The sequence below is a fragment of the Pseudomonas sp. D(2018) genome (assembly GCF_005502555.1).
Classification (GTDB): Bacteria; Pseudomonadota; Gammaproteobacteria; order Pseudomonadales; family Pseudomonadaceae; genus Metapseudomonas; species Metapseudomonas resinovorans.
This window is the reverse complement of record NZ_SCOK01000002.1, coordinates 163,329-178,889: the sequence shown is the minus strand read 5'-3', so window position 1 is coordinate 178,889 and position 15,561 is coordinate 163,329. Positions and strand designations below refer to the sequence as shown.

Below are 15,561 nucleotides of genomic sequence, written 5' to 3'. Positions count from 1 at the left end.
TCATGCTTCCGGAATCGTCTGGAAGGGCGATTCCTTGTCCGTGCGCTCCGGCTTCATCCAGGCGCCGCGCCCTACCTTGATGGCGTAGAACAGGATGCTCAGCACCACGAAGAGAAACAGCACGGTCAGCCCGGCATTGGTGTAGGCGTTGAAGATCACGTGCTGCATCTGACCCATGTCCTTGGCCGGGGCCAGGATCTGGCCAGCGGCGGCAGCATCGCTGTACTTCTGGGCCAAGGCCAGGAAACCGACGGCCGGGTTCGGGTCCACCAGCTTGATCACACCTGCCGTAATGGTGCAGATCAACAGCCAGGTGGCCGGAATCAGCGTCACCCACACATAACGCTGACGTTTCATCTTGATCAGCACCACGCAGCCCAGCATCAGGGCGATACCGGCGAGCATCTGATTGGAGATGCCGAACAGCGGCCACAGGGTGTTGATGCCACCCAACGGGTCAATCACGCCCTGGTACAGCAACCAGCCCCAAAGGGCCACGCAACCAGCGGTGGCGATGACGTTGGCGGTCCAGGACTCGGTGTTGCTGAGTGCCGGAACGAACTCACCCAGCAGGTCCTGCAGCATGAAGCGACCGGCACGGGTCCCGGCATCCACCGCGGTGAGGATGAACAGCGCCTCGAAGAGGATCGCGAAGTGGTACCAGAAAGCCATGGTGTTCTCACCCGGCAGCAGCTGGTGGAGGATCTGCGCGATACCCACGGCCAACGTCGGCGCACCACCGGCGCGGGCCAGGATAGTGTGCTCACCAATGTCCTTGGCGGTGGCCTCCAACTGCTCGGGCGTGATGGCGAAGCCCCAGCTGCTAACCGTCGCGGCGACACTGGCGACATCCGCACCCACCACGGCCGGCGGGCTATTCATTGCGAAGTACACGCCCGGCTCGATCACCGAAGCAGCAACCATGGCCATGATGGCAACGAAGGACTCCATCAGCATGCCGCCGTAGCCGATGTAGCGGGCATGAGACTCGCTGGCCAGCAGCTTGGGCGTGGTGCCCGAGGAGATCAGCGCATGGAAGCCAGACACGGCACCACAGGCGATGGTGATGAACAGGAAGGGGAACAGGGCGCCCTTCCACACCGGACCGGTGCCGTCGACGAACTGGGTCAGGGCCGGCATCTTCAGGTCTGGCATGGTGATCAGGATGCCGATGGCGAGCGCCACGATGGTGCCGATTTTCAGGAAGGTCGACAGGTAGTCGCGCGGTGCCAGCACCAGCCACACCGGCAGCACGGCGGCGACGAAGCCGTAGCCGATGAGCATCCAGGTGATCTGCACGCCGGTAAAGGTGAAGGCCGGGCCCCAGACCGGGTCGGCGGCCACCTGGCCACCGAGCCAGATGGAGGCCAGCAGCAACGCCACGCCCACCACCGAGATTTCACCGATGCGGCCGGGGCGGATGTAGCGCATGTAGATTCCCATCAACATCGCGATGGGGATGGTCGCCATCACCGTGAACATGCCCCAGGGGCTCTCAGCCAGGGCCTTCACCACGATCAGCGAAAGCACCGCGAGGATGATGACCATGATCAGGAAAGCGCCGAACAGTGCGATGGTACCGGGCACCTGACCCATTTCCTCGCGCACCAGTTCGCCCAGGGAACGGCCATCGCGGCGGCTGGAAATGAACAGCACCATGAAGTCCTGCACCGCACCGGCCAGGACCACACCGGCGATCAGCCAGAGCGTACCGGGCAGGTAGCCCATCTGCGCGGCGAGCACCGGCCCCACTAGCGGACCAGCGCCGGCGATGGCGGCGAAGTGGTGCCCGAAGAGCACGTGCTTGTTGGTCGGGACGTAGTCGAGACCGTCGTTGTGGATGATCGCGGGCGTGGCGCGAGCGGGGTCCAGCTGCATCACTCGGGTTGCGATGAACAGGCTGTAGTAGCGATAGGCAACCAGGTAGAGGGCAACCGCGGCGACCACTATCCACAGGGCGTTGATCGCTTCGCCACGGCGCAATGCGACGACACCCAGGGCACAGGCGCCGACCACAGCCAGTACTGCCCAGGGCAGGTGGCGCAGGACGCTGTTGTTGTTGTTCATAGGGAGCTCCGAATGGGTGAACAGACAAGCTGCCGCACAAGCTTAGTTCCCCTGGACGCAGCCGTTGCCCGTGCAGGCTCTGGAATGGCCTTTTCAACGACTGAGTACTAGAAAAAAGCCGGGCATCGCCCGGCTTCCTTATGCCTTGCAGAACTTAGCTCGGCAGCTTCGCGTAGCGAGCCAACTGCTGGTCGCGGCTCATCACGTCAAGGGTAGCTGCCAGTACTTGCTCACCGGTCGCGTCGGGGGAAGAGAAGATGGTGGAGAAGTTGGCCTGGGTAACCTGTGCGAAGTGAGCACGGTCGGCCTGCTCGATGCCCAGCAGGGTGGCATAGGCATCCAGCGCCTCGCCTTGGCCCTGGGCCATATCCTCAGCGATGTTGTCCAGCATGCCGTTCATCGCCAGGAGCGAGCGGCCGCCGTAACCGAGTCGAACGCTGGAATCGCAACCGTTGGTGCCCGATGTGAGGCCGAAGGTGGCGTTGCCGGAAGTACCGTTGGTGGTGGTTGCCAGCAGGTGCGGGACCAGACCGCGCTGCCCTTCGAACAGCATGTTGCCCCAACCGCAGCCGCCGCCACCGGCCTGGTCGGCCTGCGCCGCCAAGCTGGCTGCGCCCAGCAGCCCCACGATCAACCCCTTGCTAAGCAGTCGCTTATCCATTATTTGCGCTCCGCATGGATTTATAGAAAAACCGCCTAAGCAGCTTTGGCGACAGACAGGGAACTGTCAAACTGGCCCCGGCACGCCTTGCCGGGTTCCAGCGCTGTCCGGCGCGACAGGCACCACCTTTTGACCTGAAACTCGGCTCCCCCACCACCAGCCTTGGCTATAGTGGTTGAAATCTCGCAGGAGCATGGACATGAGTGAAACCGCCAGCGAACGTCGGCGCTTCCAGCGCATCAACTTCGACGCCGCCACCGAAATATCCCAGGGCGATAAGCGCTGGACGGCGGAGCTGCACGATATTTCCCTCAAGGGCCTGCTTGTGATTCGTCCGGCGGATTGGGATGGCGACCCGGCGAAACCATTCGATGTGTGCATTGACCTGGGCGCCGACGTCCAGGTCGCGATGGAAGTGGAGCTGACCCGCGCCCAGGACGACCAGCTCGGTTTCATCTGCTGCCATATCGACCTGGACTCCATCAGTCATCTACGCCGCCTGGTGGAGCTCAACCTGGGCAGTGAAGAGCTGCTGGAGCGCGAGCTGCATGCGCTGGGCGAAGAATAGCCCTCCGGGCAAACGCTCCTTGTAGGGGCGAATGTCCGGCTTCCCGCTACTCGAACAACGCATCCAATGCCTGCTCCAGACGCGTCACCGCCACCACGCTCAGGCCGGGCGGGTCTTCCTTGGGCGCATTGCCCCTGGGCACGATCGCGCGTTTGAAGCCGTGCTTGGCCGCTTCTTTCAAGCGCTCCTGACCGCTGGGTACCGGACGAACCTCGCCGGACAGGCCCACCTCACCGAACACCAGCACGTCATGAGCCAGCGGGCGATTGCGCAGGCTGGAGATGATTGCGGCGATCAGCGCCAGGTCGGACGCGGTTTCCAGCACCTTCACACCACCCACCACGTTGAGGAACACGTCCTGGTCATACGTGGGGATGCCGCCATGGCGATGCAGCACCGCGAGCAGCATGGCCAAGCGGTTCTGGTCCAGGCCCAGGGTCACGCGGCGGGGGTTGGCCAGGTGGCTGGTGTCCACCAGGGCCTGGACCTCCACCAGCATGGGCCGGGAGCCTTCCCACGTGGCCATCACCACACTGCCGGGCACGGATTCCTGAGCCCGGGTGAGGAAGATCGCCGAAGGGTTGGAAACTTCTTTCAGGCCCTTGTCGGTCATGCCGAACACGCCCAGTTCGTTGACCGCACCGAAGCGATTCTTCACCGCCCGCAGCAGGCGCAGGCGGCCGTCTGACTCGCCCTCGAAATACAGCACCGTGTCCACCATGTGCTCCAGCACGCGCGGACCGGCCAGGGCACCTTCCTTGGTCACGTGGCCGACCAGGAAGATCGCCGTGCCGCTCTGTTTGGCGAAGCGCACCAGCAAGGCCGCACTCTCGCGGACCTGGGAAACGCCGCCGGGCGCCGACTGCAGTTGTTCAGTGAAGATGGTCTGGATGGAGTCGATCACCATCACCTTCGGCTTCTCTAGCCGCGCGGTGGCGATGATGCTTTCGATGCAGGTTTCGGTCATCACCTTGAGCTTGTCTTCCGGCAAACCCAGACGACGGGCGCGCATGGCGACCTGCTGCTGGGACTCTTCACCCGTGACGTAGAGCGCGGGGAAGCGCGCAGCGATGTTGCAGAGGGTCTGCAGGAGGATGGTGGACTTGCCGATGCCGGGATCGCCACCGATCAACACCACAGAACCGTCCACCAAGCCGCCGCCAAGGACGCGATCCAGCTCGGTGGAGGCGGTGGAGAAGCGCGGCATCTCCTCGACGCTGACCTCGGCCAGGGTCTTGATCTGAGCCTGCTGGCCGGTCCAGCCGGTACGCCCGTTCGAGCTGGCAGCAGTGCCCTCCAGCACGGTTTCCACCAGGGTGTTCCAAGCCCCACAGTCGGCACACTGGCCGGCCCATTTGGGGAAGGTGGCGCCGCACTCGGTGCAGCCGTACATGCGCTTGGCCTTGGCCATCAGCGGACTCCGTCAGAAACACGAAAGCCCGCATGATAGCGGATCAGCCTCGGCAGCCGCCCCCACAGTTGCAGCACTGACCGCTGGCCCGCCGACGCTGGCGCTCCAGATCCTCACGCAGGCCGTCCAGGCGCATGCGCAGCGCGGTCAGGCTGGAGCCGTCCAGTGGCTCGCTACCTTCCTCGACACGCGCGATACGTCGTTGCAGCAGCTCGTACTGCTGTTGCAGGCGTTCCAGGCGTTCGACGGCTTCCTGACGTTCAGGCGAAACGGACAACGCAGACGAAAAGTCCGCGCCGGGCATTTGAGTGGTGGCAGGCATGGAACAGGCTCCGGATAGTGGATGCCCCAGCCTATCCGTCCACCTTCCGCACCCTGTTGACCCCGATCAAATCAAGGCATCAGCCCTTGGCGCTCTTGAGCATTCGGGCAATTTCGTCCTTGAGTGCAACTCGCTGGACCTTAAGTCCGTGCAAAGCGTTGTCGTCGAGGGCTTTGTTGCCGTCCTCGACTTCGTAGATTTGCGAATCCAGGCTCTGGTACTCCCCCGCCAACCGGGCAAAGTGCGCATCGCTCTGCAGCAGCGAGCGCATGGTGTCCTTGAACTCCGGGAATTCACGGTTGAGCGGATGATGTTCTAGTGGCATGGCAGCGACCCTCCTCTTGCAGCCTCCCTCTCAGGCTAGACCAGGCACCGCCGCTGGAAAGCGCCACCTGACGGAATCTCCTCCCGAGCTTGGCACGGCCGGTGCCGGGGCCCTAGCATGTGCGCCCGCACAAGGAGGTGGCCGTCGCTGGCAGCCTCGACTTGCTGAATTACACTTCAGCGCTAAAACCAGAACCTCAGGGAGTGAAACATGAGTCTGATCAGTGAATTCAAAGCCTTCGCCGTCAAGGGCAACGTGGTCGACATGGCCGTGGGTATCATCATCGGCGCCGCCTTCGGCAAGATCGTCTCGTCCTTCGTGGGCGATGTGATCATGCCTCCCATTGGTCTGTTGATCGGCGGTGTGGACTTCTCCGACCTGGCCGTCACCCTGAAGGCGGCCGAGGGCGACATCCCGGCTGTGGTACTGAGCTACGGCAAGTTCATCCAGACCATTCTGGACTTCGTGATCGTGGCTTTCGCGATCTTCATGGGGGTGAAAGCGATCAACCGGCTCAAGCGCGAAGAAGCCGCCGCACCGGAAGCCCCGCCGGCACCGACCAAGGAGCAGGAACTGCTGACCGAGATTCGCGACCTGCTCAAAGCGCAGCAGGACAAGTAGTCCTGACGGCAGGGCCGCAAAAGACAACGGCGCCTCATAGGCGCCGTTGCTAGTTGTGGGGCGAACCGCGAAGCGGCCACTTTGGGCTTGCAGGGCGGACCTGCGGTCCGCTTGGCGAATGAATTCGCTATGTCTGCGTTAGCTGCTGCGAGACATTGACCATCGGTGCAAGAGCCTTGCAGGGGCAATGCAGCTGCTTGCAACACGTCATGCAGGCAGCGCCAATGAATTCGCCCCTTCTACGCCCCGGCCATCTATGAGATGGGCTTGAGCAACAACCGGTTCACCCGTCGCTCCTTCACCTCGACCACCTCCAGCTGCCAACCTTCCACTTCCAGGGCGTCGCCGGTCACCGGCAGTCGGTCCAGCAGGCTCATCGCCAGGCCGGCCAGGGTCTGGTAGTCCTCGCCAGGCTTGGCGGAAAAGCCCAGGCGCTCACCCAAGAGGCTCAGGTTCACCGCACCGCTGACTTTCCAGCCGCCCTCGCAGGGCTCGATGTCCAGGCCGTCCACCTCGCTGGCATCGGGCAGTTCGCCAGCGATGGACTCGAGGATATCGGTCATGGTCAGCAGGCCTTCGAAGCCGCCGAACTCGTTGACCACAAAGGCCACGTGGGTCGACGCCCTGCGCATTTCCTCGAGGGCACTCAGCACCGACGCACTTTCCGGCAGGTTCGGCGGGACTCGAAGCACTTGCTCGAAGTCCGGCTGCTGGCCTTGGAGCAGCTCGCGCAGCAACTCCTTCTTGTGCACGTAGCCCAGTGGCTCATCCACATCACCATCACGGATCACCAACAGACGCGAGTGCGGCGAACGCAGCAGGGCGTCGCGAATGCTTTCGCGCGGCTCGTGCAAGTCGATACGTTCCACCTCGCTGCGGTTGGTCATCAGGGTACGAATCGGACGCTCGGCCAGTCCCAGAACGCCACTGATCATGATCCGCTCACGGCGATCGAAGGGCACTTTGCCGGCGTCGCCACCGTCCAGCAGGTCGGCGATGTCCTCACCCACTTCGTCTGCCTCCACGCCGCGCCCACCGAGCAGGCGCAACACGGCGTGGGCGGTGCGTTCGCGCAGCTCGCGGCCGCCGTGCAACTGGCGCTTGCGGCGCCAGCGCACCAATTGGTTGGCGGCCTCGATCAGCAGCGAGAAACCAATGGCGGCGTACAGGTAGCCTTTCGGAATGTGGAAGCCCAGGCCCTCGGCCGTCAGGCTGAAGCCGATCATCATCAAGAAGCCCAGACACAGCATGATCACCGTCGGGTGGGCGTTGACGAAGGCGGTCAGCGGCTTGCTGGCGATGATCATCAGGCCGATGGAAACGACCACGGCGATCATCATCACTTCCAGGTGCTCAACCATGCCCACGGCAGTGATCACCGCGTCCAGGGAGAACACCGCATCCAGCACCACGATCTGCGCCACGACCGGCCAGAACAGCGCATAGGTACGGCTGCCGCCCTGGCTATGAACCCGGCCTTCCAGGCGCTCGTGCAGCTCCATGGTGGCCTTGAACAGCAGGAACACACCACCGAACAGCATGATCAGGTCACGGCCGGAGAAGCTCTTGTCGAACACCTCGAACAAGGGCGAGGTCAGGGTCACCAACCAGGAGATGCTGGCCAGCAGGCCCAAGCGCATCACCAGGGCCAGGGACAGGCCGATCAGCCGCGCGCGGTCCCGCTGATGGGGCGGCAGCTTGTCCGCCAGGATGGCGATGAACACCAGGTTGTCGATGCCGAGTACGATTTCGAGAACGATCAGGGTCAAAAGGCCCAACCAGGCCGTAGGGTCAACTATCCATTCCATAGGGGTCAGGCTCTCTGGAGAAGGTCACAGGCAGGCACGAACCACGCCTGTGGGCGTTGCATCGACATGCACGAAGGGTAGGCAGCAGGAAACTGCCGTTCGAATTGGCGTGCGCGGACGCCGTTGGGAAGGGGGCCGCGCCCAGGGATGCAGGGGGCGGCTTACAACTATCGCTGTCCATTGGTTTCCGGTTCGGATAAACGAACTGCGAATGCTAGGTCAGAAAACCACCAACTCTAAGCGAGGAATTTTTACCATTCATGTACGAAATCTCTTACCGCCTGCGGAATAGCGGTCTCGGCTCTATCACCGAACGCCCATAAAGCACGCTCACACCGGCCAGCCCCTTCAGCGCATCCTCGGCGGATTTGTCCTCACGCACGGCAAAGGCATCGAAGCCGCATTGGCGCATATGGCTGAGCTGGTCGCGCAAGACATCACCTACCGCACGCAGTTCGCCGCGCCAGCCAAGGCGGGTGCGCAGCAGGTAGGCCTGGCTGTAGCCGCGGCCATCGCGGAAGCTCGGGAAATCCACCGCGATCAGCGGCAGATCGTCGGCCAACGGCGCCAGTGGCTCCACTTCATCATCCGGCTGCAGCAACAGCCCATCGCGACCGCCGCGCTCGCGCCAGAGCGCCAGCGGCAGGATCAGTTGCCCGTCAGGCAAGAATTCTCCCGCCTCGCGCACCAGCGTCCAGGGGTCGTCCACCAGGCGTGCCTGGCCATCTACAAGCTTGATCAGGTTGTTCATGCCGTCACCTCCGCCTTGGCGTAGACCCGTACCTTGAAGGGCTCCAGTCCGATGCGCCGCACGGTGTCGACGAAGCGCTCTTCCGGCTCGCGGTGGTCACGGAAGGTCTCCACTACCCGTTCGATCACATCCGGCACCTCCTCAGCGCTGAAGGATGGGCCGATCACCTTGCCCAGCTCGCTGTCCATGCCCTGCGCGCCGCCCAAGGTGATCTGGTACCACTCGCTGCCGCCCTTATCCACGCCGAGGATGCCGATATTGCCGATGTGGTGGTGGCCACAGGCGTTCATGCAACCGGAGATGTTCAGGCTGAGGTCACCCAGCTCCTGCAACGCCGCCGAATCGGCGAAGCGCGCCTGGATGGCCTGGGCGATGGGGATGGACTTGGCGTTGGCCAGGGAGCAGTAGTCGCCCCCCGGGCAGGCAATGATGTCGGTGAGCAAGCCAATGTTCGCTGTCGCCAGGCCCTGTTGACAGGCCAGTTGCCAGAGCGCGTGCAGATCGGCCTTGCGTACATCCGGCAGCACCAGGTTCTGTTCATGGGCGATACGGATTTCACCGAAACCGAAGCGCTCGGCCCACTCGGCGACTGCCTCCATCTGGGCCGCCGTCACATCGCCGGGCGGCGCGTCTGGGCCGGGTTTGGTGGACAGCACCACGGCGGCGTAGCCCGGCACCTTGTGCGGCTGGAGGTTGCGCGCGCACCAGCGGGCGAACGCCGGGTCCCGTGCCAGATGGCTGCCGTGGCCCAGATCGGTATCGTCGAGATGTGCGTAAGCCGGGGCGTCGAAGCTAGCCGCAACCCGCTGGTACTCGGCCTCGGTCAGCTCGGCTGGGCCGTCCTTCAGGTGCTGCCATTCGGCTTCCACCTCGCGGGCGAATGCCTCGATACCCAGGGCCTTGACCAGGATCTTGATCCGCGCCTTGTACTTGTTGTCGCGCCTGCCATGGCGGTTGTAGACCCGCAGGATGGCTTCGACGTAGGACAACAGATGGCGCCAGTGCAAGCCGTCGCGAATTTGCTGGCCGAGGATCGGCGTGCGGCCAAGGCCACCGCCCACCAGCACGCGAAAACGCATCTCGCCCACGTCGTCGCGGTACAGGTAGAGGCCGATGTCGTGCATCTGCACGGCGGCGCGGTCCTGCTCGGCGGCGCAGAGGGCGATCTTGAACTTGCGCGGCAAGAAGAGGAATTCCGGATTGATGGTGGACCACTGGCGCAGGATTTCCGCCAGCGGACGCGGGTCCAGCACTTCATCAGCCGCCACCCCGGCGAAGGCCTCGGTGGTGATGTTGCGCACGCAGTTGCCGGAGGTCTGGATGGCGTGCATCTCCACTTCGGCCAACTGCTGGAGGATATCCGGCACCTCGGCGAGGTCGATCCAGTTGAACTGTATGTTCTGCCGGGTGGTGAAGTGGCCGTAGCCGCGGTCATGCTCGCGGGCGATGCGTGCGAGGCAGCGCAACTGGTTCGACGACAGCGTCCCGTAGGGAATGGCAACCCGCAGCATGTAGGCGTGCTTCTGCAGGTAAAGACCGTTCTGCAGGCGCAGGGGCAGGAACTCTTCCTCAGTCAGCTCGCCACTGATGCGCCGCGCCACCTGGTCGCGGAATTGCGCCACGCGCTCCTGCACCAGGGCGCGGTCGTAGTCGTCGTAGTGGTACATGCAAGCGGGCTCCAGCAAGGCGGGCGGAGCCGTAACTATGGCCAGCGGCAGAACGAAGAAACAGCGCCAGATATAGCTAGAAAAACCATATCAGATGAAATTTCGCGTGACGCCAACGGTAGGAGCGAGCTTGCTCGCGAAGCGCATACATTCGCGAGCAAGCTCGCTCCTACAGGTATTGCATATGCCGCCAATCTGATCACTAAAAAGCTAAATGATCTGAGTCTGTTTCCTTTTCGGCGAGCTTTCTAGAGTGGCGACCGCTCAGTCTTCCCAACCGAAAGGCACGCACATGAACACCGCAATCCCGGAACCGACCTACGACTACAAGGTGGTTCGCCAGTTCGCCCTCATGACCATCGTCTGGGGCATCGTCGGCATGGGCATGGGTGTGTTCATTGCCGCCCAGCTCGTCTGGCCGGCGCTGAACCTCGACCTGCCCTGGACCAGCTTCGGCCGCCTGCGCCCGCTGCACACCAACCTGGTGATCTTCGCCTTCGGCGGCAGCGCGCTGTTCGCCACCAGTTACTACACAGTGCAGCGCACCTGCCAGGCGCGGCTGTTCGGCGGCGCGCTGGCCGCCTTCACCTTCTGGGGCTGGCAGGCGCTGGTGGTGATCCTGCTGGTCACCCTGCCCCAGGGTCTGACCACCACCAAGGAATACGCCGAGGTGGAATTCACCGGTGCGGTATGGATGGGCATCGTCTGGATCGCCTACGCGGTGGTGTTCTTCGGCACGGTGATGAAGCGCAAGACCAGGCACATCTACGTGGGCAACTGGTTCTTCGGTGCGTTCATCGTGGTCACCGCGATGCTGCACATCGTCAACCACATGGCCATCCCGGTGAGCTGGTTCAAGTCCTACTCGGTCTACTCCGGGGCCACCGATGCCATGGTGCAGTGGTGGTATGGGCACAACGCCGTGGGCTTCTTCCTGACCACGGGCTTCCTCGGGATGATGTACTACTTCATCCCCAAGCAGGCCGGGCGTCCGGTGTATTCCTATCGGCTGTCCATCGTGCACTTCTGGGCACTGATCACCCTGTACATCTGGGCCGGTCCGCACCACCTGCACTACACCGCCCTGCCCGACTGGGCGCAGTCCCTCGGCATGGTGATGTCGATCATCCTCCTGGCACCCAGCTGGGGCGGCATGATCAACGGCATGATGACCCTCTCAGGGGCCTGGCATAAGTTGCGCGAGGACCCGATCCTGCGCTTCCTGGTGGTGTCCCTAGCCTTCTACGGCATGAGTACCTTCGAAGGCCCGATGATGGCGATCAAGACCGTCAACGCCCTCTCCCACTACACCGACTGGACCATCGGCCACGTTCACGCCGGGGCGCTGGGCTGGGTGGCGATGATCACCATCGGCTCCCTGTACCACCTGATTCCGCGCCTTTACGGCCGCGCCCAGATGCACAGCATCGGCCTGATCAACGCCCACTTCTGGTTGGCCACCATCGGCACCGTGCTCTACATCGCCTCGATGTGGGTCAACGGCATCACCCAAGGGCTGATGTGGCGTGCAGTCAACGAAGACGGCACCCTGACCTACTCCTTCGTGGAGGCCCTGGAAGCCAGTCATCCCGGCTTCGTGGTGCGTATGGTGGGCGGCATCTTCTTCGTGACCGGCATGTTGCTGATGGCCTGGAACACCTGGCGCACGGTGCGCGTGGGCGATGCCCGTACGTCAGAGACAGTTCCGCAGGCGGTGGCCCATGGATAGTGAAAGCGCCTTCGCCCTGCTCAGTCTGGCCGCCGTGACCTTCTTCTACCTCGCCACCCAGGCCTGCCTGGGTGGCAGGAGCCAGCGCCAACTGGACGAAGCCACCATGCTGCCCTTCGCCGATGACGAACCCGTAGCCCAGCGCATGGAACGCGCGACCGGGCGCAGCAGCACGGGTTGTAGCTGTCCGGGGCGGTGTAATGGGGGGTGTGCGAGCCGGATAGAGATGGATGCCTGAGCCGGCAGGATGGGGCGGGCGGTGTTCCGCGAGCCAGCAACCCCATCGATCCGACAGCATGGGTTTCGCTCCGCTCTACCCATCCTACGGTCGCTGAACGGCAACAGCGACCGCCTTTTACCAGTAGTTCTCCACCGCCACCTGCCCCGGTCGGCGGGTCAGGCTGAGGTTCATGTCACGCGCCTTCAGCACGGCGCGGGTGTCCTCGATCATCTGCGGGTTGCCGCAGAGCATTACGCGCGAGTGCTCCGGGGTCAGGTCCAGGCCGGCGGCGCGCTCCAGCTCGCCGTTCTCGATCAGGGTGGTGATGCGCCCATGCAAGGCACCGGCGACTTCCTCGCGGGTCACCACGGGGATATACAGCAGCTTGTCGGCCACGCCTTCCAGGTAGTCACGACTCTTCAGGTCGTCGATCAGCGGCTGGTAGGCCAGCTCGGCCGCCTGGCGCACGCTGTAAACCAGGATGATGCGCTCAAAGCGCTGCCAGACTTCCAGGTCCTGGAGGATCGACAGGAAGGGCGCAAGGCCAGTTCCGGTGGCCAGCAGCCAGAGGTCGCGACCATCGACGAAGCGATCGAGGGTAAGGAAGCCGAAGGCTGTCTTGTCCACCATCAGGGTGTCGCCTTCCTTAAGCCGCGACAGTTCGCTGGTGAACTCGCCTTCCGGTACGACGATCGAGAAGAACTCCAGATGCTCGTCGTGAGGCGCCGAAACCATGGAATAAGCGCGCCAGACGGTGCTGCCATCGGCCTTGGTCACCCCCAGGCGGGCGAACTGACCGGCGCGAAAGCGGAAACCCGCGTCGCGGGTGGTGCGCAGGGTGAACAGGTTAGGCGTCAGGGTCTGCACATCCAGCAGGGTCTGACGGGTGAACTTCTCTTCGCTGGCGGTCATACTCCGCTCCCACTCTTTTCCGATTCGTTCGAAGGCCGCCCCAGTGTCTCGCAAAGCGGCCTTCAGAAACACCGCCGGTTCTTATGCCTATATTTGCTACGCCTTTTGCCCAGCTCGACCTCGTTCGTCAGCCCGAACAGCAGGACGATCCGCTGCAGGCCTTCGACGCCGCCGATGAGTACCTGCTCAGTCACCTGCATGGGCAGGGGCTGACAGCCGAGGCGCGCATCCTGGTGCTGAACGACAGCTTCGGCGCCCTGGCCGCCAGCCTTGCCCCTCACGCGCGGGTCACCAGCAGCGGCGACTCGCATCTGGGCCATATCGCCCTGCAACGCAACCTGGCGCGCAATGGCCTCGATACCACCGCCGTGCGCTTCGTACCCGCCTGTGAAGTGGCCGAAGGGCCATTCGACCGCGTGCTGATCCGCGTGCCCAAGACCCTGGCACTGCTGGAAGAACAACTGATCCGTCTGCACGGCCAACTGGCCCCCGGCGCTAGCGTGATCGCCGCCGGCATGGTCAAGCACCTGCCTCACGCTGCGGGGGACCTGCTGGCGAAATACATCGGCCCGATGCAACCGTCACTGGCCGTGAAGAAGGCACGCCTGCTGATCGCCACGCCCGAACAGAAGCCGGCCGTCACTTCGCCCTACCCCACCCACTACCAACTGGACCAACCGCGCCTGACCCTGATCAACCATGCCAACGTGTTCTGCCGCGAAGGCCTGGATATCGGTACCCGCGCCTTCCTCCCGCACTTGCCGCGCAGCCTGGCGGACGTCCGTGCGGCGGACCTGGGCTGCGGCAATGGCGTGCTCGGCATCGCCTACGCCCTGGCCAACCCGCAGGCGCAGATGACCCTGGTGGATGAGTCCTACATGGCGGTGCAATCGGCTCGGGAAAACTGGCAAGCGGCACTCGGCGAACGCCCTGTGGATATCCGCGCGGGCGACGGCCTGGCCGAACAGCCTGCGGACTCGCTGGATCTGGTGCTGTGCAACCCACCCTTCCACCAGCAGCAGGTGGTGGGCGACTTCCTCGCCTGGCGCATGTTCGTGCAGGCACGCAATGCGCTGGTGGCAGGGGGCGAGCTGTGGATCGTGGGCAACCGCCACCTGGGCTACCACGCCAAGCTCAAGCGCCTGTTCCGGGGTGTGGAGCAGGTGGCGGCTACGCCTAAGTTCGTGGTGTTAAAGGCAAGCAAATGACGACAACGGGCTACTGAGTCGTGTAGGGGCGAATTCATTCGCCAAGGGCAGCGCAACTGCCCCTAACGCGAGCCAGCTACAACCACCCTCACCCTCAGCCCCTCTCCCGGAGGGAGAGGGGAGAAAAGGTCTAGTGCGTACTCAACCCCGCCGCCGTCATGAACATCCGCAGCAGGTAGGCCACCGCGCCCAAGGCCAGCACGCTGAGGGCCCAGATGCCCACCAGCCAGCCCAGGCGCTGCCACAGCGGTTTCTTCTCTGACTTATCCACAAGCCGCTCCTAGTGGTAGCCGTCTTCCTGGGTCACCTTGCCGCGGAACACGTAGTAGCTCCAGGCGGTGTACATCAGGATGAAGGGAATGATGAACAGCGCGCCCACCAGGATGAAGCCTTGGCTCTGTGGCGGCGAGGCGGCCTCCCAGATGGAGATGGACGGCGGGATCACGTTCGGCCAGAGGCTGATACCCAGGCCGCTATAGCCGAGGAAAATCAGCACCAGGGTCAGCACGAAGGGCGCGTGGTGGGCGTTGTTCGCCACGGCGCGCAGCAACGCCCAGGTGCACACCAGCACCAGGATTGGCACCGGCATGAACCAGAACAGGTTGGGCAGGCTGAACCAGCGCGCGGCAATGTCCTCATGGGCCAGCGGCGTCCAGATGCTGACGATGCCGGTGATGGCCAGCAGCACCAGCACCAGCGGGCGCGCCAGGTCGTGCATCTGCTGCTGCAGGCGACCTTCGGTCTTCATGATCAGCCAGGTGCAGCCCAGCAACGCGTAGGCCGCGATCAGGCCGAGGCCACAGAACATCGGGAAGGGTGCCAGCCAGTCCAGCGAGCCGCCGGCAAAGGTGCGGTTCACCACCGGGATGCCTTCGATATAGGCGCCGAGCGCCACACCCTGGAAGAAGGTGGCGGCGATGGAGCCACCGATGAAGGCCTTATCCCACAGGTGACGCTTGGCCGGCTTGGCCTTGAAGCGGAACTCGAAGGCCACGCCACGGAAGATCAGCCCCAGCAGCATCAGGATCAGCGGTAGGTAGAGCGCGGACAGCACCACCGAGTAGGCCAGCGGGAAAGCGCCGAACAGGCCGGCGCCTCCCAGAATCAGCCAGGTCTCGTTGCCGTCCCAGACCGGCGCGACAGTGTTCATCATCACGTCGCGCTCGCCGTCATCCTTGACGAAGGGGAAGAGGATGCCGATTCCGAGATCGAAACCGTCCATCACCACGTACATCATCACGCCGAAGATGATGATGATCGCCCAGATCAGTGAAAGATCGACGCCCATGGT

At 63.6% G+C, this 15,561-nt stretch carries 16 protein-coding genes; 5 read left to right on the top strand and 11 right to left on the bottom strand.

Annotated elements, in window-relative coordinates:
- Together FFS60_RS02535 and FFS60_RS02530 are read right to left on the bottom strand one after the other, a co-directional pair.
- Positions 1 to 2,067 carry a carbon starvation CstA family protein gene (locus tag FFS60_RS02535; RefSeq protein ID WP_028629648.1) on the bottom strand — a complete coding sequence of 689 codons (2,067 nt, stop codon included), beginning with the start codon at positions 2,065 to 2,067 and terminating at the stop codon, positions 1 to 3.
- 154 nt (positions 2,068 to 2,221) lie between these two features.
- Positions 2,222 to 2,728 carry a DUF3015 domain-containing protein gene (locus tag FFS60_RS02530; protein WP_028629649.1) on the bottom strand — a complete coding sequence of 169 codons (507 nt, stop codon included), beginning with the start codon at positions 2,726 to 2,728 and terminating at the stop codon, positions 2,222 to 2,224.
- 199 nt (positions 2,729 to 2,927) lie between these two features.
- Between FFS60_RS02530 and FFS60_RS02525 the strand changes: the two genes are divergently transcribed.
- Positions 2,928 to 3,296, top strand: coding sequence for a PilZ domain-containing protein (locus FFS60_RS02525; protein WP_028629650.1), 369 nt, complete (start codon positions 2,928 to 2,930; stop codon positions 3,294 to 3,296).
- A gap of 46 nt (positions 3,297 to 3,342) precedes the next feature.
- Here the strand turns inward: FFS60_RS02525 and radA are convergent, their stop codons facing one another.
- The 3 genes from radA to FFS60_RS02510 all read right to left on the bottom strand — a co-directional run bounded on the left by radA (position 3,343) and on the right by FFS60_RS02510 (position 5,354).
- Entirely contained in the window at positions 3,343 to 4,707 is a 1,365-nt protein-coding gene (gene radA, locus FFS60_RS02520; protein ID WP_028629651.1) for a DNA repair protein RadA, read from the bottom strand.
- Between the two features lie 43 nt (positions 4,708 to 4,750).
- A complete protein-coding gene (locus tag FFS60_RS02515; protein WP_028629652.1) occupies positions 4,751 to 5,029 on the bottom strand; it encodes a hypothetical protein in 279 nt (92 codons plus the stop codon).
- Between the two features lie 79 nt (positions 5,030 to 5,108).
- Positions 5,109 to 5,354 (bottom strand): YdcH family protein, encoded by a 246-nt coding sequence (locus tag FFS60_RS02510; protein ID WP_028629653.1) that lies wholly within the window; start codon positions 5,352 to 5,354, stop codon positions 5,109 to 5,111.
- A gap of 210 nt (positions 5,355 to 5,564) precedes the next feature.
- Between FFS60_RS02510 and mscL the strand changes: the two genes are divergently transcribed.
- Positions 5,565 to 5,975, top strand: a complete 411-nt coding sequence (mscL, locus tag FFS60_RS02505; protein ID WP_028629654.1) for a large-conductance mechanosensitive channel protein MscL — start codon at positions 5,565 to 5,567, stop codon at positions 5,973 to 5,975.
- A gap of 254 nt (positions 5,976 to 6,229) precedes the next feature.
- On the opposite strand, the gene FFS60_RS02500 is transcribed toward mscL, so the two are convergent.
- The 3 genes from FFS60_RS02500 to FFS60_RS02490 form a co-directional block, all read right to left on the bottom strand.
- Positions 6,230 to 7,783, bottom strand: a complete 1,554-nt coding sequence (locus tag FFS60_RS02500) for a TerC family protein (protein WP_137821044.1) — start codon at positions 7,781 to 7,783, stop codon at positions 6,230 to 6,232.
- Between the two features lie 274 nt (positions 7,784 to 8,057).
- Entirely contained in the window at positions 8,058 to 8,534 is a 477-nt protein-coding gene (locus tag FFS60_RS02495) for a DUF934 domain-containing protein (RefSeq protein ID WP_137821043.1), read from the bottom strand.
- A complete protein-coding gene (locus FFS60_RS02490) occupies positions 8,531 to 10,201 on the bottom strand; it encodes a nitrite/sulfite reductase (protein WP_137821042.1) in 1,671 nt (556 codons plus the stop codon). Before FFS60_RS02490 ends, FFS60_RS02495 begins: the two co-directional genes overlap by 4 nt.
- A gap of 292 nt (positions 10,202 to 10,493) precedes the next feature.
- On the opposite strand from FFS60_RS02490, the gene ccoN reads away from it, so the two are divergent.
- Positions 10,494 to 11,930: a cytochrome-c oxidase, cbb3-type subunit I gene (gene ccoN, locus FFS60_RS02485; RefSeq protein ID WP_137821041.1), complete on the top strand. Its 1,437-nt coding sequence runs from the start codon at positions 10,494 to 10,496 to the stop codon at positions 11,928 to 11,930.
- Positions 11,923 to 12,168: a hypothetical protein gene (locus FFS60_RS02480; RefSeq protein ID WP_028629659.1), complete on the top strand. Its 246-nt coding sequence runs from the start codon at positions 11,923 to 11,925 to the stop codon at positions 12,166 to 12,168. The genes ccoN and FFS60_RS02480 overlap by 8 nt, the downstream gene beginning before the upstream one ends.
- Before the next feature lie 117 nt (positions 12,169 to 12,285).
- Here FFS60_RS02480 and FFS60_RS02475 read toward each other — a convergent pair whose 3' ends face one another.
- A complete protein-coding gene (locus FFS60_RS02475) occupies positions 12,286 to 13,062 on the bottom strand; it encodes a ferredoxin--NADP reductase (RefSeq protein ID WP_028629660.1) in 777 nt (258 codons plus the stop codon).
- An 83-nt stretch (positions 13,063 to 13,145) separates the two neighbouring features.
- Between FFS60_RS02475 and FFS60_RS02470 the strand changes: the two genes are divergently transcribed.
- Positions 13,146 to 14,270, top strand: a complete 1,125-nt coding sequence (locus tag FFS60_RS02470; protein WP_137821040.1) for a class I SAM-dependent methyltransferase — start codon at positions 13,146 to 13,148, stop codon at positions 14,268 to 14,270.
- A gap of 130 nt (positions 14,271 to 14,400) precedes the next feature.
- Here FFS60_RS02470 and FFS60_RS02465 read toward each other — a convergent pair whose 3' ends face one another.
- The gene (locus tag FFS60_RS02465; protein ID WP_036997560.1) at positions 14,401 to 14,541 is read right to left on the bottom strand and encodes a DUF2474 domain-containing protein; all 141 of its coding nucleotides are present in this window, start codon (positions 14,539 to 14,541) and stop codon (positions 14,401 to 14,403) included.
- Between the two features lie 9 nt (positions 14,542 to 14,550).
- Positions 14,551 to 15,558 carry a cytochrome d ubiquinol oxidase subunit II gene (gene cydB, locus FFS60_RS02460; protein ID WP_028629662.1) on the bottom strand — a complete coding sequence of 336 codons (1,008 nt, stop codon included), beginning with the start codon at positions 15,556 to 15,558 and terminating at the stop codon, positions 14,551 to 14,553.
- Between the last annotated feature and the right edge of the window lie 3 nt (positions 15,559 to 15,561).